16 protein-coding genes are annotated in these 19,789 nt (G+C 61.2%); 5 read left to right on the top strand and 11 right to left on the bottom strand.

The window, feature by feature from the left end; genetic code table 11:
- The first annotated feature begins 162 nt into the window (after positions 1 to 162).
- A complete protein-coding gene (locus HDEN_RS02380; protein WP_245256700.1) occupies positions 163 to 849 on the top strand; it encodes an ABC transporter substrate-binding protein in 687 nt (228 codons plus the stop codon).
- Positions 850 to 1,057: 208 nt separating this feature from the next.
- Here HDEN_RS02380 and HDEN_RS02375 read toward each other — a convergent pair whose 3' ends face one another.
- Positions 1,058 to 1,939, bottom strand: coding sequence for an MlaA family lipoprotein (locus HDEN_RS02375; RefSeq protein WP_245256699.1), 882 nt, complete (start codon positions 1,937 to 1,939; stop codon positions 1,058 to 1,060).
- A gap of 218 nt (positions 1,940 to 2,157) precedes the next feature.
- Between HDEN_RS02375 and hpnI the strand changes: the two genes are divergently transcribed.
- Together hpnI and hpnJ are read left to right on the top strand one after the other, a co-directional pair.
- On the top strand, positions 2,158 to 3,291 hold the full coding sequence (hpnI, locus tag HDEN_RS02370; RefSeq protein ID WP_013214523.1) for a bacteriohopanetetrol glucosamine biosynthesis glycosyltransferase HpnI: 1,134 nt from the start codon (positions 2,158 to 2,160) through the stop codon (positions 3,289 to 3,291).
- An 11-nt stretch (positions 3,292 to 3,302) separates the two neighbouring features.
- Positions 3,303 to 4,721 (top strand): hopanoid biosynthesis associated radical SAM protein HpnJ, encoded by a 1,419-nt coding sequence (gene hpnJ / locus HDEN_RS02365; RefSeq protein ID WP_013214522.1) that lies wholly within the window; start codon positions 3,303 to 3,305, stop codon positions 4,719 to 4,721.
- A gap of 16 nt (positions 4,722 to 4,737) precedes the next feature.
- Here the strand turns inward: hpnJ and hpnN are convergent, their stop codons facing one another.
- The gene (gene hpnN / locus HDEN_RS02360) at positions 4,738 to 7,365 is read right to left on the bottom strand and encodes a hopanoid transporter HpnN (protein ID WP_013214521.1); all 2,628 of its coding nucleotides are present in this window, start codon (positions 7,363 to 7,365) and stop codon (positions 4,738 to 4,740) included.
- A 330-nt stretch (positions 7,366 to 7,695) separates the two neighbouring features.
- On the opposite strand from hpnN, the gene ispH reads away from it, so the two are divergent.
- Both ispH and hpnH read left to right on the top strand, forming a co-directional pair.
- Positions 7,696 to 8,625 (top strand): 4-hydroxy-3-methylbut-2-enyl diphosphate reductase, encoded by a 930-nt coding sequence (ispH, locus tag HDEN_RS02355; protein ID WP_013214520.1) that lies wholly within the window; start codon positions 7,696 to 7,698, stop codon positions 8,623 to 8,625.
- Between the two features lie 41 nt (positions 8,626 to 8,666).
- The gene (gene hpnH / locus HDEN_RS02350; protein ID WP_013214519.1) at positions 8,667 to 9,815 is read left to right on the top strand and encodes an adenosyl-hopene transferase HpnH; all 1,149 of its coding nucleotides are present in this window, start codon (positions 8,667 to 8,669) and stop codon (positions 9,813 to 9,815) included.
- Here the strand turns inward: hpnH and HDEN_RS02345 are convergent.
- The 9 genes from HDEN_RS02345 to HDEN_RS02305 all read right to left on the bottom strand — a co-directional run bounded on the left by HDEN_RS02345 (position 9,759) and on the right by HDEN_RS02305 (position 19,765).
- The gene (locus HDEN_RS02345) at positions 9,759 to 10,442 is read right to left on the bottom strand and encodes a phosphorylase family protein (protein WP_013214518.1); all 684 of its coding nucleotides are present in this window, start codon (positions 10,440 to 10,442) and stop codon (positions 9,759 to 9,761) included. The two genes, hpnH and HDEN_RS02345, sit on opposite strands and share 57 nt — an antisense overlap.
- Positions 10,443 to 10,445: 3 nt before the next feature.
- Positions 10,446 to 12,443, bottom strand: a complete 1,998-nt coding sequence (gene shc / locus HDEN_RS02340) for a squalene--hopene cyclase (RefSeq protein ID WP_013214517.1) — start codon at positions 12,441 to 12,443, stop codon at positions 10,446 to 10,448.
- 29 nt (positions 12,444 to 12,472) lie between these two features.
- Positions 12,473 to 13,726 carry a hydroxysqualene dehydroxylase HpnE gene (gene hpnE, locus HDEN_RS02335; RefSeq protein ID WP_013214516.1) on the bottom strand — a complete coding sequence of 418 codons (1,254 nt, stop codon included), beginning with the start codon at positions 13,724 to 13,726 and terminating at the stop codon, positions 12,473 to 12,475.
- Complete coding sequence (gene hpnD, locus HDEN_RS02330) at positions 13,726 to 14,568, bottom strand: presqualene diphosphate synthase HpnD (protein ID WP_013214515.1); 843 nt, start codon at positions 14,566 to 14,568, stop codon at positions 13,726 to 13,728. The genes hpnE and hpnD overlap by 1 nt, the downstream gene beginning before the upstream one ends.
- Positions 14,565 to 15,449, bottom strand: coding sequence for a squalene synthase HpnC (gene hpnC, locus HDEN_RS02325; RefSeq protein ID WP_013214514.1), 885 nt, complete (start codon positions 15,447 to 15,449; stop codon positions 14,565 to 14,567). The genes hpnD and hpnC overlap by 4 nt, the downstream gene beginning before the upstream one ends.
- Positions 15,446 to 16,612 (bottom strand): glycosyltransferase, encoded by a 1,167-nt coding sequence (locus HDEN_RS02320; RefSeq protein ID WP_013214513.1) that lies wholly within the window; start codon positions 16,610 to 16,612, stop codon positions 15,446 to 15,448. The genes hpnC and HDEN_RS02320 overlap by 4 nt, the downstream gene beginning before the upstream one ends.
- Positions 16,609 to 17,619, bottom strand: a complete 1,011-nt coding sequence (hpnA, locus tag HDEN_RS02315; RefSeq protein WP_013214512.1) for a hopanoid-associated sugar epimerase — start codon at positions 17,617 to 17,619, stop codon at positions 16,609 to 16,611. The genes HDEN_RS02320 and hpnA overlap by 4 nt, the downstream gene beginning before the upstream one ends.
- 147 nt (positions 17,620 to 17,766) lie before the next feature.
- A complete protein-coding gene (locus HDEN_RS02310; protein ID WP_013214511.1) occupies positions 17,767 to 19,071 on the bottom strand; it encodes a PQQ-dependent sugar dehydrogenase in 1,305 nt (434 codons plus the stop codon).
- Positions 19,072 to 19,150: 79 nt separating this feature from the next.
- Positions 19,151 to 19,765: a TetR/AcrR family transcriptional regulator gene (locus HDEN_RS02305; protein WP_041921779.1), complete on the bottom strand. Its 615-nt coding sequence runs from the start codon at positions 19,763 to 19,765 to the stop codon at positions 19,151 to 19,153.
- Positions 19,766 to 19,789: the final 24 nt, after the last annotated feature.

Raw genomic sequence — 19,789 nt, 5'->3', positions numbered from 1 at the left:
TTCAAAACCTCGCCGCGCAAATTATGGACCCTTAGAGCGGCTCAAAAAACGAATGATGCCGCACCCACGGGACTCTGCGGGGAAGTGTTGCAACTGCGCCTCATAATTGGCAAACACCTGTAACAAAATGTGCAAAATAAGGCCATTCTGCTCGATTACGCGATGCGTGGCTTCACAACGGCCTTTCTATTGGAAAATGCAATGCAAAGGAGACGGGGAATGCTCCCGACGAGACTGTCCATTTGTAAAAGCATGATTTTGCGCAGCTTCCTGGTCGCAGGATTATTCTTTTCGACCGCCGCGCCCACATGGGCCGCGGAAGCTCCGGATGCGATCAACGGACTGAACGCGCAGTTGCTCGCGACCATGAAGCAGGCGCAATCTTTGGGCGTTCAGGGCCGCTACGACGCGCTCTCGCCGGTCCTCGCGAAAACGTACGACATTGGGTCGATGACTCGTGCGGCTGTGGGCGCAAACTGGGAAACGCTGCAGCCTGCGCAGAAAGCCGCGTTGACGGATGCGTTCGCACGTATGATGATTGCAACATACGCAAAGCGTTTCGACGGCTTTTCTGGCGAAACCTTTAAGATTACTGAGGTCACCGATCGGGCAACCGATAAGATGGTCAAGACCCAGATCATCCAGAGCAACGGCAAGCCGGTCGCGATCAACTATCTGATGCGGAAATCCGGGCCTGAGTGGCGGGTGGTGGATGTCTACCTCGATGGAACCATCAGTGAGCTCGCAAGCCGCCGGGCTGAATTTACATCGATATTGAAGGCCGGTGGACCGGATGCCTTGATCGCCTCGCTGCGAAAACAGGGCGACAGGCTTTTATCGGGCGGCTGATTAAGTAAGCATTTTGCTTGGACGTCATGGCTGTAGTTGGTAGCGCCAGCCATGGCGTCCCTCTTTCCTTGTGGCAGCATCTCATAGACACGCAGCCTCGCACACGCACCAAATTTGATTTGATGCGCGCACGAACGCGAGCAGGTCGCGAGCCAAATCGCTCGTCTTCAGCTTATTTCACGAATAATTGGTGCGAGGCGCGTCCGCGTCAGCGGACGGCGGTGCCATCTTCCGCGGCTGATTCCGCAGCTGGCGCTCCGACGATCACGACGGTGCGAGGCTTGGCCGACCTTGTCTTCGGAACGTCGGTCATCTGACGGCTCTGAAGCATCGTCGGAGAAGAAACCAGCGTCATCACGGGCTCGATCGCGTTCGGATCGGGCGGCGGCGGCGTGCTCGTGAGCGCGCTTGTATCCAGCGCCTCCTGCAGTTCTGCCTGACGCTTCTGGTCAGTGACACTTCTCAGCATCGAATAGAAATCGACCGAACTGTCCTCGAGCGTCTGCATATCCTCAGCCTTGCTGAGGTTCGTCAATGGACTTGCGACCGACCCCGCCATGTCGACGCGGCTCGCCAGAGTTGCAAACTTTGTCGGATACAGCGCCGCGGCCGGAATCTGCGCCGCGAACTCGACACCGGTGCCGATGGCATCACGCACGTTCGTCGGCCCGATGATCGGCAGCACGAGGTAGCTGCTCTCGCGATAGCCCCAGACGTACATCGTCTGGCCGAAATCGCCCGACTGCTTGCTCATGCCCTGAGTTGCAGCAACGTCGAACAGGCCGCCGAGACCGAGTGTCGAGTTGAGCGCGAACCGTCCGAGCGTCGTGACCGCAGCCCCCGGCCGCAACTGCAGCACGTTGTTGGCGAAGACCATCGGCTCGTTGAGGTTCGTCGTGAACGCATCGATGCGATCGCGGACGTCTTCCGGCACGTTCTCGTTGTAGGCTTTCGCCGCCGGGTACAGGACGGAGTGATTGAAATCCTGATTGCTGTCGAAGACCGAGCGGTTGAACTTCTCGTTCGGGTCCGCGATCGTCTTCGGCTCATCGTCTTTTTCGGCCGAAGCAAGATATGTCGGTGAGGACACGGACGCGCCGGTGCTGGCGCAGCCCGACAAGGCTATGCCAACAATCATGCAGCCGACCCAAGTATGGATGGCGCTTGACGTCACGTCTGGAACTTCCCCCTTGCAGGCCCCCGCCCGTCGGGCATCCTTGATGCTTAGCTCAGCTCTGAATCGGATGCTACCTATAACTGCTATGACTGTTGGAGTATGCCCCTGATAAATCAGAAAGTAGCGTCGAAATGACGTCCGGTCTGTGGCTTGTTTGCACCCTCATTGCGGTGATCGGTAGCGCATATGCTCTGCTCGCGGCCACGCTCGTCACCCGATTTGCAGCCGGAAAAAAGCCCACTCTCAGGGATGCGGAAGACGTCACCCTCCTGAAACCGCTGCACGGTTCAGAGCCCGAACTCGATTCCAATCTGAACTCGTTTTGCGCCCAGGCTTACGCGGCGGACATTCAAATGGTGTGCGGTGTCCAGGACCCGCACGATCCGGCGATTCTCTTCGTCCAAAACTTGCGCGCGCAATTTCCGAATAGCGACATCCGCCTTGCCGTCGGTTCGAAGCCCAATTTGGGCAACCCAAAAATCGCGAACATCATCAACATGATGCCGAACGCGGCGCATGATGTCCTGATCCTCAGCGACAGCGACATGAAGGTCGAACCCGACTACGTCGCCAACATCGTCGCCGCCTTGCAGCAACCCGAGGTTGGTCTCGTCACCTGTCTCTATCGCGGCCGAGCCGTTGGCGGAATTTGGTCTCGCCTCGCAGCCGCTGCGGTCGATCAGCATTTCCTACCAAGCGTCGTAGTCGGACTGCACTTTGGGCTCGCGCAGCCGTGCTTCGGTTCAACGATCGCGCTACGACGCGAAACACTGCAGCGGATCGGCGGCTTTGAAGCCTTCGCAGATGCTCTCGCCGACGATTATGAAATGGGTGCTGCCGTGCGACGGCTCGGTCTCAAGGTCGCAATTCCACCGAATACGCTTGGACATACCTTCGCCGACGCATCGTTCGCGCAAATGATTTCCCACGAGCTTCGCTGGGCGCGAACGATTCGCCTCGTCGATCCAATGGGCTACGCCGGATCGATTGTGACGCACCCATTACCGTTTGCGCTTGCGGCTCTGCCATTGAGTGGCTTCAGTGCCATAGCATTCATGATCCTTGCCGCAACGCTTGCATCGCGCCTTTTCGTTCCGATACAAGTTGAGCGATTACCGGGCGGGGGCAAAAGCGCGCTCCTGCTCAGCCCCTTGCGGGATCTTGTAAGTTTTGCAGTGTTCGTCGCGAGTTTCGTGCCTGGCTCCGTCAGTTGGCGGGGCCGCCGCTACAGCGTCGAAACCGACGGTTCCGTCACGCCCCTTTGAAAGGTGCCGATATGCGCACGCTCTTTTTGCAGGCTCCCTCTTTCGACGGCTACGACGGCGGTGCCGGCGCGCGCTATCAGATGAAGCGCGAGGTGCGCTCGTTCTGGTATCCGACATGGCTCGCACAGCCAGCCGCGCTCGTCGAAGGCTCGAAACTGATCGACGCGCCGCCGCATGATCTCTCCTTCAAGGACATCGAAGGCGACATCCGCAGCAAAGATCTGATCATCCTGCACACGTCGACGCCGTCGTTCCGTCAGGACGTCAAAACGGCCGAGATGATCAAGGATGTGAACCCGACCGCGAAAGTCGGCTTCATCGGCGCCAAGGTCGCGGTCGAACCCGAGAAGGCGTTCTCCGAAACCTCGGCCATCGATTTCGTCGCGCGCAACGAGTTCGATTTCACGATCAAGGAAATCGCCGACGGCCGCGACTGGGCGAACGTGAAAGGCATCACCTATCGCAACAAGGAAGGCGTCGTCGTTCGCAACGACGATCGCGAGGTCCTGCACAACATGGACCTGCTGCCGTTCGTGACGCCGGTCTACAAGCGCGACCTCGACATCAACAAATACTTCGGCGGCTATCTCAAGCACCCGTACATTTCGTTCTATACGGGCCGCGGCTGCAAATCGCGCTGCACGTTCTGCCTCTGGCCGCAGACCGTCGGCGGACACAACTACCGCGTCCGCTCGATCGAGCACGTCATCGAGGAAGTGAAATACGTCCAGCGCGAATTTCCGCAGGTCAAAGAGATCTTCTTCGACGACGATACGCTGACCGACAACCTGCCCCGCGTCGAAGCGCTGGCCAAGGAACTCGGCAAGCTTGGCGTCGTATGGTCGTGCAACGCCAAGGCCAACGTTCCGCGCGCGACGCTGGAAGTCCTGAAGGACAACGGCCTACGGCTGCTGCTCGTCGGGTACGAGTCCGGCAATCAGCAGATCCTGCACAACATCAAGAAGGGCCTGCGCGTCGACGTCGCGAAGCGTTTCTCAAAGGATTGCCGCGAGCTTGGCATTGTCATCCATGGCACGTTCATTCTGGGTCTGCCCGGCGAAACGCGCGAGACAATTCAGGAAACGCTGGCCTTCGCCAAGGAAGTGAACCCGCACACGATTCAGGTTTCGCTCGCAGCGCCTTATCCGGGAACGTTCCTCTATAATCAGGCCAAGGAAAACGGCTGGTTTGCTGAGGAAACAGCGCTCCTGACCGACGACGGCCGGCAGATCGCGCCGCTCAATTATCCGCACCTTGGGCACACCGAAATCTTCGACTCGGTCGAGGACTTCTACAAGAAGTTCTATTTCCGCCCGTCGAAGATTGCTTCCATCGTCGGCGAGATGATCACCTCGCCCGAGATGATGAAGCGCCGTCTGCGCGAAGGCGTCGAGTTCTTCCAGTTCCTGCGCAATCGCGAAGAAGCCTGAGCCGCCGTCTGAAAATTCAAACCGTTGAAGAAGCCGGATCGCCATCGACGGGATTCGGCTTTTTTGCATCCCGCGGCGGACCCATCAGAATGGGCTGGAACAGCACCGCAGCCGCCAGCGTCGTGCACAGCGACAGCGCCAGCAGTTCACCCATGCTCGACGTTCCGGGATGGCTCGAGAAGAACAGGCTTCCGAACGCCACCGCCGTCGTCATCGCGCTGAACAGAACGGCGCGCGTCAGCGATGAGGCAAGCAAGCTCGTCTCGCCGTCGCGCCACGCGAGTACGTAGTAAATCTTGAACGCGACGCCGACACCGAGCAGCACCGGCAGCGCGATGATGTTCGCGAAATTGAGCGGAAGCCCGAGCAGCACACAGAGTTCAAGCGTCACGACGCCCGCAAGCAGCAGCGGCACGAGCGTCATCAGAACGTCGCTCACCCGGCGCAGCGCGACGTACAGGATCAGCGTGATCGAGACCAGCGCCAGCGCACCGGCTTGTATGAACGCGGTGACAACAGTCTTTGCCGATTCCTGAATGAGGATCGGAACGCCCGTCGCTTCCGGAGCAACCGCGAGCACGGCCGTCGCAAACCTCCTGAGATTTGCGTTGTCGTTACCGTCGCCGGTCGGCGCGACCTGAATGCGCGCGCGGCCGTCCTTTGCCGTCCAGTCCGACACGATGTCCTCAGGCAAAGATTGCAGCGTGACGGCCTCAGCGCCGAGCGCCGTGCGGATTTGCGAAAGTCGCAGCTTGAAACCATCCATCAGCGCGCGGTCCACGGCGGTACGCTGCTCAGGCGTTGCATTGGCGAGCCGCCCGAGCACGTCGGCCATGCGCGCCGCGATTGGCGACGCCCCGGCCTTCTTCGCCGCATCGGCAAAACCCGTCGCCGCATCCTTCAGCGTTGCCTTCATCGCCTCATCGGTCGGCGGAGGCTGCGCGGCCGGCTCATCCAACGACGGCCCGAGCAATCCGGCGGCGTCCTGAATGACCACGAGCTTTTCCGGCTGTTGGTCCGGCACGAAGCTCTGAAGCGTCACAACGCGCGAAACCTCCGGCAGATGCTCGATTTTTTCGGCGAGCACTTTCGCATCCGCAAGTGACGGCGTGAGAATATCTATCGTGTTCGGAGCCGTCGCCGGATCCTTCATCAGGTCGTTGAACGTCGCGACCGACTCGACCTTATCGCTCCGGAGATTGATCGGATTGAAATCGAAGGTCAGCCGCTGCAGCAGCGGTAGCCCTGACGCAACCGCGATCGCCGTGATCGCCAAAATCGCAATCCGATGCCGCGCCATGAACCGGTCCACTGGCGCCAGCATGCGATAGCCGACGTCATCAGGCTCGCCCGGCGGATTGAGCAGCACGAGCAGCGCCGGCAAAAGCGTGATGCTCGTCAGAAATGCGATCACCATGCCCGTCCCGGCGATGAGACCGAGTTCCGAAACGCCGCGATAGGCCGTCGGCAAAAACGCGTAAAACCCCGCCATCGTCGCAGCCGCAGCCAGCGCCAGCGGCTTTCCCGCATTTCGCCCTGCCGCCACTAACGCCTCGCGCAACGCCTCGAGACTGTGCCGCTCGTGCCGGTATCTAACAGAAAACTGAATCCCGAAATCGACGCCGATGCCGACGAACAGCACGGCGAACGCCACCGAAATCAGGTTCAGCGCACCGACCATCGCGAGCCCCACCGCAGCCGTCAGCGCCAAGCCGACGAACAGCGACACGATCACCGCGACAATGATCCGACCCGACTTCAACGCCAGCCAAAGAATGACGAGAACCGCCGCGATCGTCAGCGCTGTATTCAACGCAAGGCCTTCGGCGACGGTCCCGAATTCCTCGTCCGCCATCGGCACCGAGCCCGTGAGACGCACGCGCACGCCATGCTCGGGCGTCAGATCGAGTTGCCGCGCCGTCTCGCGAATGAGGTCGGACGCCTCCGCGCCGGGCTGCAAATCGCCGAAATCGAGCACCGGCTTCACTTCAATAAAACGGCGCAGGTCTGCAGGTGCGGGCTTCGTGTTCGTGAGCAATTCATCCCACGAAAAAGACGATGGCCGTCCAGCCAACACATCATCGATCGCGCCCGAAAGAACCGTCAGCGGTTTGTCATAATCGGCCCACGTCGCGCGCTCCGCTTCAACGCCTTGCGGCACGAATGACAGCGCTTTCGCCAAGCCGTTGAGCGTCGGATCGGCCGCCATCGTGCCGAGCACGGGCTGCGCCTTGATCAGATTTTCCGTGGTTTGCTTGACTTCGTCGAGCGACAGATAAAGCAAGCCGTTCTTTTCGAAGAATGCGCCGCCCTCGCGCCGCCGCACTGCTTCGATCGGCTCCGGCACTTTCGCGGACAGCGCAATGTGCAGCTTGCGCGCCGCCGCCTCGGCGACCTCCGGCGTCGCCCCGTCGATAACGACTTCAATCGTATCGCTGTGCTGAGGGAATGCTGCGTCGAACTGCTGTTCGCGCTGCCGCCAGTCGAGATCCGACGAAATGAGCTGGCTCGTATCCGTCGTAATGGCGAAATGCGTGCTGATGTACTGGACCGCACCCGCAGTAAGCGCAATCGTGAGCAGAACAGTCAGCCACGGCAGACGCAGCGCGGCGGCGACGATCCTCGCAACCGTACGTTCAATCATGCCGGCGCAGACTCGCCCTGTCTGCTCATGTCTTGAATAAGGTGATTGCCCATCCCCGGTACGTCTCGTCAGAATTCTTAGTGGATGAAACCGTTGCTTATCAGATGCGTCCTGCCTTCGCACCCAAGCCGACGGTCATGTTGCTTTTAAGACACCAGAGTCGGTCCCTTCGCGACGTAACATGCCCGTGAGTCCATATTCAAATATTTCGGGCGTAAAGTCTGCTGCAAAGCGACTTTAGTCAGTGCAGGGCACGAACGCGTTCCGGAAAATCGCGGCGAACCGGATAATGCGGTCGTAATTGCACATCGGCAGAACGGGGAATTCTGCATGAAAATCATCCTGGCGCAGCCGCGCAGTTTTTGCGCGGGCGTCGTTCGGGCCATTGAAATTGTGGAGCGGGCGCTCGCCACCGGCGACGCGCCGGTCTACGTGCGCCATGAGATCGTTCACAATCGGCACGTCGTCGACGGCTTGAAGGCCAAAGGCGCGACATTCGTCGAAAACCTCTCCGACATCCCGTCCGATGCGATCGCAATTTTCAGCGCTCACGGCGTTTCGCGCGCTGTCGAGAACGATGCTGCCGCGCGCAACTTGAACGTCATCGACGCAACGTGCCCGCTGGTGACGAAGGTTCACAATCAGGGCCAGCGCTATTCGTCGCTCGGCCGCACCGTCATTCTGATCGGCCACGCGGGCCATCCCGAAGTCGAAGGCACGCTCGGCCGAATCACCGGCCCGATCCATCTGGTCGAAACGCGAGACGACGTCCTTAACCTCGACCTTCCCGACGATACGCCCGTCGCCTACATCACGCAGACGACACTCAGCGTCGACGACACCCGTCAGACGATCGAGGCCGTCAAAGCCCGCTTTTCGGACGTCATCGGTCCCGAAACGCGCGACATCTGCTATGCCACCCAGAACCGCCAGACGGCCGTCCGCGACCTCTGCCGCCACGTCGAGGTGCTGCTGGTGGTCGGCTCGCCGAACAGTTCGAACTCCAACCGGCTTCGGGAAATCGGGGAAGAGTGCGGCATCCCGAGTTATCTCGTCGCAGATGGCCATCAGGTCGATCCGGAATGGCTTGCCGGAAAGGAAACCATCGGCATAACTGCCGGTGCATCTGCGCCGAACGTCCTTGTCGATGACGTAATCGGTGCGCTAGCTAAACTCGGCCCGATCGAAATTAAGGCGCTGCAAGGCGTCGAAGAAAAGATAACCTTCCGCTTGCCGCCTGAATTGCTCAAAGCCTCGTGAGGGATCGAGGTCGTGGGCATCACTAGAAGGAGCCTTGAGGGGTGGGAATTCCATTAGACCAGGCACTGTCGATTGGTGCCTACGTGCTGAAGCAGCACCTGACGGGCCGCAAGCGGTATCCACTCGTGCTGATGCTCGAACCGCTGTTTCGCTGCAACCTCGCATGCGCGGGCTGCGGCAAGATCGATTATCCCGACAAGATCCTGAACCAGCGGATCTCGGTCGCTGACGCTTTGCATTCGATGGACGAATGCGGAGCGCCCGTCGTCGTCATGGCCGGCGGCGAACCTCTGCTTCACAAAGAGCTTCCCGAAATCGTCGAGGGCGCGCTTGCCAAGGGCAAGTTCGTCACCGTTTGCACCAACGCGCTGCTGCTCGAAAAGAAGATCGATCTCTATAAGCCGCACAAGCGCTTCAACTGGTCGATCCATCTCGACGGCGACAAGGAGATGCACGACAAGTCGGTGTGCAAGCAGGGCGTTTACGATCGCGCCGTCGAAGCCATCAAGGTCGCCAAGGACAAAGGCTTCCGCGTCAACATCAACTGCACGCTTTTCAGCGACGCCCAGCCGGAACGCGTCGCGAAGTTCCTCGATGACGTGAAGGCGCTCGGCATCGGCGGCATCACGATCTCGCCGGGCTACGCTTACGAGCGCGCGCCGGATCAGCAGCACTTCCTGAACCGCACCAAGACGAAGCAGATCTTCCGCGACATCCTGAAACGCGGTCGCGGCGGTAAGGCGTGGCCGTTCTTCCAGTCGGCTCTGTTCCTCGACTTCCTCGCTGGCAACCAGACTTATCAGTGCACGCCGTGGGGCAACCCCACGCGCACCGTCTTCGGCTGGCAGCGTCCCTGCTACCTCCTCGGCGAAGGCTACGCCAAAACCTTCAAGGAGCTTATGGAAGGCACCGATTGGGACAAGTACGGCACCGGCAATTACGAGAAGTGCGCCGACTGCATGGTCCATTCCGGTTTTGAAGCGACAGCCGTCGTCGATGCCGTCAAGCGTCCGTGGAAGATCGCCGCCGTCACGCTCATGGGCGTCAAGACCGATGGCCCGATGGCGCCGGACATTCCGCTGCACAATCAGCGTCCGGCCGAATTCGTGTTCTCGCGCCACGTCGAGACGAAGCTAGCAGAGATCGACGAAGCCGAGGCCCGGGCCAAGAAGCCGGTGGCAGCGGAGTAATCCGGCCATCGCGCGGCGGGCGGCGAAAGCCGTCCGCATCAGGTCCGGAAGCTGTCCCGGCTGCGAAGCCAGTGACTTCAGAACCCCGGCAATATCTGGCGTTCCGTCCGGCTTCATGCCGTTGACAGCCGCAGGCGGTAGCGATTGCTCAGCGCTATCGGCAACGACGCGCAACACCGCGAACGGCAATCCGCGCGCTACGGCGATCCGTGCCACGACGTGACTTTCCATATCGACGATCGCCGCGCCGGTTCCTCGATGCAGCTCGGCTTTCTCATCGACGCCGCCAACAGCACGCGCCGAACCTAAAACCGCTTCGCGCCGCGCCTCGGGCAACACATCGAGCAGCCGCGCAGACCATGCATCATCTGTCGCGAACCGATTCCCATCGAACAGCACCGCACTCCCGACGATGCATGCGCCTGGCTGAAGTCCCGGCTGCAACGCGCCTGCAATGCCGAAGCTGATGAGACCGCGCGCGCCGTCCTCGATCGCACGTTCGATCAGCGCCGCAAGCCGCGCTTCGTCACCGCCGCCCGCGATCGCTTTCACGCACGGCGAGCGCCCTGCAATACGCGCTTCTGCCCGAAGGCCGGTCGCAGCGACGACGAAGCCCGGAGCTTGCACGGCTCACATCCCGACAAGAACGGATTTGGAATTCGCCGCGTTAAGATTGCGGTAGCGTGCCAGCGCCCACAGCGGAAAGAACTTCGAATAGCCGTGATAGCGCAGATAGAAAACGCGCGGGAACCCTGTCGCGGTGAATCGTTCTTCACCCCAGAAACCATCGCTGCCCTGCTTCGCCGCGAGATATGCGACGCCGCGCTGGACGGCCGGATGATCCACCTCACCCGCCGCCATCAAACCCATCAGCGCCCAGGCGGTCTGCGATGCCGTGCTCGGCGCAGGCTCATAACCCTTGTAGTCGAGACTATAGCTCTCGCCGTCCTCGCCCCAGCCACCGTCTGAGTTCTGAATCGATAGAAGCCAATCGGCAGCCTTGCGCATCGACGGCGCAGACGGCGCAACACCCGCAGCGTTCAGCGCGCAGAGCACCGACCACGTGCCGTAGATGTAATTCATGCCCCAGCGGCCGTACCAGCTTCCGTCTTTCTCCTGCGTGCTTTCGAGATAGCGCATTGCCTTGTCGAGCACCGGACTCGTTTCGCGACGTTCGCCGAGCTGCGCCAGCATCGAGACGCACCGCGCCGAAACGTCGGCCGTCGGCGGATCGAGCAGCGCACCGTGATCCGAAAACGGAATCTGGTTGAGATACTCGTAGGTGTTGTCGGCGTCGAACGCGCCCCAGCCGCCGTTCTTGCTCTGCACGCCCGCGACCCACTCGCGCCCGCGCGCCATGGACTCGCGATAGTGATCACGTTTCGCGGCGTCGCCTCCCGCCGCTCGATCCATCGCCATCACGACGACGGCCGTATCGTCGACATCCGGATAATAGGCGTTGGCGTACTGAAACGCCCAGCCGCCGGGACGCACGCCCGGCCGCGACGCGGCCCAATCTCCGACCGTATCCAGAACCTGCAGCGGCTTCAGCCACGCAAGCGCGCGATCGACATTTTGGTCAGCCTGCGCAACACCCGATTCCATCAGCGCGTGCACCGCGAGCGCCGTATCCCAAACCGGCGACAGGCACGGCTGGCAATACGCTTCGTCATCCTTGATCACGAGAAGCTTCTCGATCGATCCGCGAGCCGTCACGTAATCCGGATGATCGTGCGGATATCCGAGCGCGTCATAAACCAGCAATGCATTGACCATCGCTGGAAAAATTCCGCCGAGCCCGTCTTCGCCGTTCAATCGCTCGGTCGCGAACGCCACGGCTTTATCGATCGATTTTTTACGCAACGATTTCGGAAACGCCGGCTCGAACAACCTGAGCACGCGATCGATGCCGCCGAAAACCTGCGACCACGGAAATTTCTGATGCGGACCCTTCGGCCAGTTGCGAACCTGATCTGGCGGCGTGACGAACAATTCGGCAATGCCGACGCCTTTCGGATTCCGCGCCACCGGCTTCAACGCGTTGAGCACCGTCAGCGGAATGAGAACCGTCCGCGCCCAGTAAGAAATCTTGTCGATGTGGAACGGAAACCACTTTGGCAGCAGCATGATCTCGACCGGCATCACCGGCACGCCGGACCAAGGAATGGCGCCGAACAGCGCTAACAGATTGCGCGTGAAAACGTTGCTGTGCGACGCGCCGCCCTGCGCCAGGATCCACGCCCGCGCCTTCTGCATATGCGGCGCGTTCGGCGCATCGCCGATCATCTTCAGCGCATAGTAGGCCTTGACCGACGCGCTGATGTTCGACGCGCCATCGCGAAACAGCGGCCAGCCGCCATCGTCTGATTGAATGCGGCGCAGATAACGCGCGATCTTCTCCTCCAGCACCGCGTCAACGGGCTCGGCGAGGTAATGCCGCATCAGCACGTATTCGGCGGGGATCGTGGCATCCGCTTCGAGTTCGAAAACGAAATGACCATCCGGCCGCTGAAGCGCGAGCAACGAATTGCGCGCCGACGCGATCGCCGTCTCGAGTTGCTGACCCGAAACTTGCCTGATCGCATCCTCCCCGGAGCGTGCAGAAGTTGCAGCCGCGTTCGTCGTCATGGAGGCTCTCCCAGAAGCCTTGCGTCCTATCAGAAACCTCTGGCCATCGCCAGTTTGGCAGCCTTTGCGCCGGATCGGATCGCGCCTTCGATCGTCGCCGGCAGTCCGGTCGCCGTCCAATCACCGGCGAGCAGCATGTTCGACCATCGCGTTTCGGTCACAGGTCTGAGCGCATCCTGCTCCGGCGTTGCGGCGAAAGTTGCGCGCCGTTCCTTGACGATTTGCCACGGCGGTAACGGCGCATTGATCCCGGCGATTTTCGCGACTTCCGACCATATCTGTCGCGCCAACGGCTCGCGCTCCGTCTCGTTGAACCGATCGGCCGCACTGACCGTCACCGACAGCCGATCGTCGAACGCGAACAGCCACTCCGTCGTGCCGTTGACGACCCCAATGATCTTCGGCAACCCGGCGGGCGGCGCGATCTTGAAATGCAGGTTGAAGATCGCGCGATAATCCGTCGGCACCGTGAGCCCCGGAACAAGCGTTCGCGCCACCCACCCCGGCACGGCGACAATAACCTGATCGTCCGGAGCAAGGCTCGAAGTCGTATCTGCGAATTGGATCGCTTGAACGCGATCCTCGCCGAACTCGAACGCCCGCACGGCCTCATCGAAGCGAACCTCGCCGCCGTTCTTGCGGAGGAACGCGACGGCCGGATCAACCAGCGCAGGTCCAAGACCCTGCGGCGCAAACAGCGGCCGGCACGCGCGTCCGCCCTTCGCCAAGGTTTCGCGAACGACCGCACCGGAGAGCCGCGCCGATCCTTCCTTCGGATCGCAATTCAGCGCCGCAAGCAGCACCGGATAGAGCAGCTTGCGATAGACTTCGCTGCTTCCGTCGATCGTCTGCGTGACCGTATCGGACGGGCCTGCGCGCAACAGATTTCCGAGACGTAAGTAATCGCCCGCGTGCGTTCCCGGCACGCGCCGCCGCTCCGAGAAAACCCACCACGGCACCGGCCCGTCATTCGGCCGCAACACCCAGCGTTCGCCGGACTGTGCGTCGTGAAAAGTGAACTCGGCGTGATCCGCGATCTCCAACACATCGCGACCGCCGATCACATCGAGGAAGGCAAGCGCGCTCGCGTTACCCGACAGAACGAGATGATTGCCGTTGTCGATCGTGAGACCCAGCGCCGGTTCGAAAAACGACCGGCAGCGTCCGCCCGCATGCCGCGCCAGCTCGTGCACGACAATCCTCTTGCCACGGCGCGTCAGCTCAACCCCCGCCGAGAGCCCGGCAAGACCGGCCCCGACGATATGCATCGTACCTGACGACATTAGAAAATGCCGTCGCGAAGCACGGCCCAGATGACATAACGCTTCGAACGGCGGACATCGGCGCGCGGCGCGTGCCATCCGCGCGTGATGAGCTTCTCGAGAATGCCGCGATAGACCGTCGCCATCATGCGCGGCGAGCGCGCCGAACGGCGCGGACATCGCGCCATCAAGGCTTCCGACCGCCGATAGTAGTTCCGCGTTTTCTGCGCGATTCCACGGCAGACACGGTCCAGCGCCGGATGCGCGAGAATAGCGTCGATGTCGGTCTCGGTGATGCCACCCTCGATCAACGCTTCTTTCGGAAGATAGAGACGGCCGAGCGTCGCGTCTTCGTCGATGTCGCGCAGGATATTCGTCAGCTGCAAGGCGCGGCCGAGATGATGCGCGAGATCGACGCCAAGTTCGCCTTCGATTCCGAAAATGGGAACCGACAGCCGTCCGACGGCTGACGCGGCACGGTCACAATAAAGATCGAGCGTCGCCCAGTCGGGAGCATGGATATCGCGGACGATATCCATTTCCATGCCGTCCACGACGGCGATGAAATCGTCCTTCTTCAATCCGAACTTCGTGATTGCATTCGCAAGATAGCTCGTTCTGAGCGTCGTGCGGCCAGTGGCATAGAAGTCATCGAGATCGGCGCGATAGCGCGCAAGCTCCGCCAGCCGCGGCTCGCGCGCGCCGCCGTTGTCCGCCACGTCATCGACGGCCCGGCAGAAGGCGTAGACGTGATACATCGCATCACGCTGCTCTTGCGGCAGCATGCGCATCGCCGCGTAGAACGAACTGCGCGATGCCGCCGGCGCTTCATCATGCGCCAATGTCTGTGCTTGCGACGTCATGCGGCATCATCCCTGACGGCTTGATAGGTCGCGCGTTTTCCCGTAGCGCGCGCAACGAGCGTCGAAGCCGTGGCCCGCCCCGCGATCAAGGCCGCACGTCCTTTCGAGAAATGGACCCGATCGGACAGCGGATCACGCGTACTCAACAAGTTGAGAAGCTCGCGCGCAAGAGCGACGATGACCGACGTTTCAACACTCAGCCGCAGGTCCGACACACCGGGCGGCAATTGCGAGGCTTCCGGCAACAGCTCCTTCGTCCGCGCGACGATGGCGCGAAGGCAGGCCCGCAACTGCGGCGACGATTGCGATCGGGCGAGATCGGAAACATCGGCTCCGTGCCGCGCCAGCTCATCGAGCGGAACATAGACCCGATCGATATTGCGAAAATCTTTGCCGCAGTCCTGGACGTGATTGATGATCTGTAGCACCGCGCACAGCGCGTCCGACGCAACCCACGTCGATTTCGATTCACCGTGCACGTCGAGAACGAAACGTCCGACCGGCATCGCCGAATACCGGCAATAGTCGATCAGCTCCGCCCAATCGGCGTACCGGTTTTTGGTGACGTCCTGGCGGAACGCCTTGAGAAGATCGAGCGCATGCTGCGGGCTGAGACCGCGCTTTTGCAACTCGCCACGCAACGGAAGAGCATCGGCGGCAGCGTCGGAGCGACCGAGCAGCGTATCTTCAAGTGCCGAAAGAATTCTGAGCTTCTCCGCCACATTGAGGCTCGCATGATCGGCGGCATCGTCCGCGGCGCGCGCGAAGCGATAGAACGCGAGGATCGGCGCACGGTAACGCGACGCAATGATCCGCGACGCGACGGGAAAATTCTCGTCGTGCTCGGACTTGCCCGATTTGTATTTCGCGTCGACCGTCATTGCTTTCCTGCTTGCGCCTGAACGCGCCCCTTCCAGAGCCCGCCTCGCCCAGCGCCGTGCTGGTAGGCTGAATCTAGCGTAAAGACTAAATAGGCGGCTGCAATAAGAGGCAAGCCGAGGCCCCAAAGTGGGGAACGGTGGTAAAACCGCAACGTTGGCTGAAACGAAACCGCCATGAGCAGGTACGTAATCCCGGCCAAAACCCAGGCAGGATAGCTCCCCGCGAGAAAAATGGCTGGCGGCGCCAAATAGATAACGCTCAGCCCGGCGACGGTCCCAAGGAGCAGCAGCGGCGAATAATGAAGCTGCGCATATGCCGAACGCGCAACCATGCGGCGAATATCGTCAACCTTAGGATACGAGCGTAGACTGACGACACGCTCCGACATTCCGAGCCAGATCGGTCCCTGCACCTTCATGTTCTTGGCGAGCGTACAATCGTCGATCAGAGCGCCGCGGATCGCAGCGATCCCTCCGGCCCGCTCGAGCGCCAGACGCTCGACGAGCATGCACCCGCCTGCTGCTGCGGCAGTCCTCGCGATGGCGCGATTGGCCCACGCGAACGGATAGAGCATCTTGAAGAAAAAGACGAAGGCCGGAACCAGCGCCTTCTCCGCGAAGCTCTCGCAGTTGAGCTTGGCCATCACCGATGTCAGAACGCGGTTCTCGCCCGATGCCCGCTGCACGAGCGAGGTCAGAACATCCGGTTCATAGCCGATGTCGGCATCGGTGAGCAGAAAGTACTGCGGCGCGTTCGGCTGATCGCTCGCGACCGCGATGCCCTGATGCATCGCCCAGACTTTTCCCGTCCATCCGGAAGGCAACGCTGCTCCGCTGACGACGGTGATCTTGCGGCCCGCTTTGTTCGCGATGCGCTGCGCGACGTCCGACGTTCCGTCACTGCTCTGATCATCGACGAGCACGATCGAAAACTCGCCGGGATAATTCTGCGCGGCAAGCGACGCCAACGAACGCGGCAGCACGTCGGCTTCATTGCGCGCCGGAATGATGGCGACAATGGAAGGCCAATCGAAGTTCGGCGGACTTTCTCGAAAGTCGTGTACTTCTTCGCGCTCGCGAGTCCGCCAGAAGCCGCCATGCAGCAGAACGAGATAGAGCCACACCAGAAGCCCTGCGACCGCAATGATTTCGATCGCGCTCATTTCAAGTATCCCGCCGCGCGAAACCAATCGTAAGCATCGGCCAATGCCTCTTGCGCCGGTCGCGAGCGGTAGGAAAGCTCGCGCTTCGCCTTGGCGGATGAAAAATACATCTTGTACTTTGCCATCCGAATGCCGTCGACGGTAGCGAAAGGTTCGCGACCCGTGATCCGCGCGGCAGCTTCGGCGCCATACGCGATCGGATACACCAGCTGACGCGGCAATCGCGTTGTCGGCGCTCGGCGTCCGGCGAGCCGCGAAATCTCCGCCAGCATCTGCCCGAGCGTCATGTCATCGCCGCCCAGAATATAACGCTCGCCGATCCGGCCCTGCAGCAGCGCCGCGAGATGTCCCGCTGCAACGTCGTCGACGTGCACGAGATTGAGTCCCGTATCGACATACGCAGGCATGCGGCCGCAGGCCGCCTCGATCACGATGCGCCCTGTCGGCGTCGGCCGCACATCGCGCGGACCAATCGGCGTCGATGGATTGACGATCACCGCCGGTAGCTTGGACTTTGCGACGTAGCGCTCGACAAGACGCTCAGCCAGAACCTTGCTTTTCTTGTAAGCGCCGATGGCTTCTGCTTCAGCCAAAGGCGATTGCTCGTCAACCGGCGTGCCGTCATCGGACGGCCTTAGCGTAGCGACGCTCGACGTATAAACGATGCGCTCGACACCATTTGCGAGCGCCGCCTCCATCACCGCACGGGTGCCATCGACGTTGGTGCGGATGATTTCATTAGGATCAGGAGCCCAAAGCCGGTAATCGGCCGCGACGTGAAAAACACAGCGCACATCGCGCATCGACTGCCGGACGAGATCGGCGTCGCGAATGTCGCCTTCGACCACATCGAGGCCAAGGCCGCCAAGATTTGCGGGATTGCTGCTGCGTCTGACGAGCGCACGGACCGCAAATCCCTCGTCGAGCAGAAGGCGCGCAACCGCCGAGCCGACGAAGCCCGAAGCCCCCGTCAGAAATGCGATGCCCTTGTCAGACTTCTCGGACAAGCGATCAGCCTCCCGCTCGCAGGCGCTCGGCAATCGACCCGACTATTCTCTGTACGGAACGATAACATTCCAAGACGCAAGACTCCCCCACAAGCCTTGCTGACGATCGACGGGCGGCGTTCTCGCGACGCCGCCTGAATGTTCTCGTCAGCCCTTGTACGTGATCCGCCAGATGCGCCCCGCCGCATCGTCCGCGACATAGAGCGAGCCATCCGGTCCCACTGCAAGTCCGGTCGGACGATGGTCGGCCCCATCCTTGCCCGAGCGGAAGCCATCGGCAAACACCATATAGCCGCCGGCGGCCTTCCCGTCAGCAAGCGGCTGGAACACGACGTTGTAGCCTTCCTGCGGTCCCGAGGAGCGGTTCCACGATCCGTGAAACGCGATGAACGCGCCGCCGCGATACGCTTCCGGAAACTGCGTTGCCTCATAAATTTTGACGTCGTTCGGGCCCCAGTGCGCAGGAAACGCCGCGACCGGCGGCAGCTTTTCGGCGCAACGGCCGATGGCTTTTCCGTCGCCACCGTACTCAGGCGCTAGAACGCGCTTGCCCTGCGCGCCGTCGAAATAACAATAGGGCCAGCCGTAATCGCCGCCATCCTGCAGCAACAAAAGCTCTTCAGCCGGCAATTCCGAACCTTGCTTCGAATTGTAGAACTTCGGCCAGTTCTCGTAGAGCTGATCGCGGCCGTGTTGTGTGGCGTACACGCGCCCTGTCGCGTCGACAGCGATGCCGACAGCGTTGCGAATGCCGGTCGCGAAACGCTCGTTCTCCGAAAACACCTGATCCGTTTTGTTCGCGTCGTAACGCCAGATGCCCGCGCGCGTCTTCAACTCTTCACACGGACCGAGTCCGGGCGACTCTTTCGTCCGGTCGTCCTGCTGGCATGAATTCGTCGCCGAGCCGAGATCGACGAAGAGATTGCCCTGCGCGTCGATCGCAAAAGGCCGGGCCGTATGATTGCCGTCGATCGGCAGATCCTTGAGAACGGTCTCGGGCGCACCTTGCAAGGCGACCTCGCCGTCCTTGCGCGCATAGCGAAGGATACTGCCGCGGCTCTCGACATAGAGCCAATCCTTGTACAGGAAAATACCGGTGCCACCCGGCACGTCGCCGCCAAAGCGAGCGACGATGTCGGCGCGCCCGTCGCCATTGCTATCTTTAAGAGCGACGACAGGGCCCTCGCCCGCTTTTCCTTGCCGGACGGCGGCATTGACATAAACCGTCCCGTCGGACGCAACGGCGATATGGCGCGGCGCACCTTCGACGTCAGCGAATACCGTCGCGCAGAATCCGCGCGGCAGGATCAGCCCGCCGTTATCCGCAGGGCAAACCGCAGCATTCTCAGGCGCCGCATCTTTGCTCGCTGCATCCTGGCCGAGAGCAATCGAACTTGCCGCGAACGAAACAGCCGCTGCAACTGCGACGCCGGTAACGAACTTCAAAGACATCATTCAGTCCACTATTTGAGGCGCAGAGAGACGAAGACTCTGCAGTTTTCGGAACCGCCGGATTCTCCCGACCGAGACATTAGCCCGGCCACGCCTTCATGGCCATGTCGGCTACATGTAATAGATCATCACGCGACGCGCCGCCCGCTGCCTGCACGGACATGCCCTGCGTGACAGTCGATACAAAGCGCGCGAGTTGAGCTGCATCCGCGTCGAAGGAAAGATCGCCCTCGTCTATCGCACGTTCAAGGCGAGCACGCAGTTTTTGTTCCGCTTCCGAGCGCCGTTTGCACAACTCCTGCTTGATCGCATCCGACGCTTCGCCACACGTCAAGGCAGCCTGCACCGAAAGACAGCCGCGCGGATTGCTCGGATCAGTGAGCGAAATCGCAACGTTCTTCAGCAACCGCGCAACAACGTCGCGTGCTGTCGGCTCCGCCAAAGCTTCGCTCAACGCCCGGCCGGGCCCGCGCTCCGCATAGCGATCCAGCGCCCGCCGAAACAGCTCTTCCTTGTTGCCGAAAGCCGCATAGAGGCTTGGACGATTGATGCCCATGGCCTCCGTGAGATCGCTGAGGGACGCGCCTTCGTAGCCGCGTTGCCAGAAAACATGCAGCGCCTTGTCGAGCGCGCTGTCCGCATCGAATTCTCTCGGCCGGCCTTTGTGCGCCTGCACCGTATGTCTCCCAGTCATCGCGTGTTCAGACTCGAAATCATA

It is taken from the genome of Hyphomicrobium denitrificans ATCC 51888, assembly GCF_000143145.1.
Taxonomy (GTDB): Bacteria; Pseudomonadota; Alphaproteobacteria; order Rhizobiales; family Hyphomicrobiaceae; genus Hyphomicrobium_B; species Hyphomicrobium_B denitrificans.
Note: the sequence above shows the minus strand (reverse complement) of the source record. Positions and strands in the feature narration are given on the sequence as shown.

Coding starts and splice junctions, on each gene's coding strand:
- HDEN_RS02380 (WP_245256700.1), top strand. CDS start 163: ATGCGTGGCTTCACAACGGCCTTTCTATTGGAAAATGCAATGCAAAGG.
- hpnI (WP_013214523.1), top strand. CDS start 2,158: ATGACGTCCGGTCTGTGGCTTGTTTGCACCCTCATTGCGGTGATCGGT.
- hpnJ (WP_013214522.1), top strand. CDS start 3,303: ATGCGCACGCTCTTTTTGCAGGCTCCCTCTTTCGACGGCTACGACGGC.
- hpnN (WP_013214521.1), bottom strand. CDS start 7,365: ATGATTGAACGTACGGTTGCGAGGATCGTCGCCGCCGCGCTGCGTCTG.
- ispH (WP_013214520.1), top strand. CDS start 7,696: ATGAAAATCATCCTGGCGCAGCCGCGCAGTTTTTGCGCGGGCGTCGTT.
- shc (WP_013214517.1), bottom strand. CDS start 12,443: ATGACGACGAACGCGGCTGCAACTTCTGCACGCTCCGGGGAGGATGCG.
- hpnE (WP_013214516.1), bottom strand. CDS start 13,726: ATGTCGTCAGGTACGATGCATATCGTCGGGGCCGGTCTTGCCGGGCTC.
- hpnD (WP_013214515.1), bottom strand. CDS start 14,568: ATGACGTCGCAAGCACAGACATTGGCGCATGATGAAGCGCCGGCGGCA.
- hpnC (WP_013214514.1), bottom strand. CDS start 15,449: ATGACGGTCGACGCGAAATACAAATCGGGCAAGTCCGAGCACGACGAG.
- HDEN_RS02320 (WP_013214513.1), bottom strand. CDS start 16,612: ATGAGCGCGATCGAAATCATTGCGGTCGCAGGGCTTCTGGTGTGGCTC.
- HDEN_RS02310 (WP_013214511.1), bottom strand. CDS start 19,071: ATGTCTTTGAAGTTCGTTACCGGCGTCGCAGTTGCAGCGGCTGTTTCG.
- HDEN_RS02305 (WP_041921779.1), bottom strand. CDS start 19,765: ATGACTGGGAGACATACGGTGCAGGCGCACAAAGGCCGGCCGAGAGAA.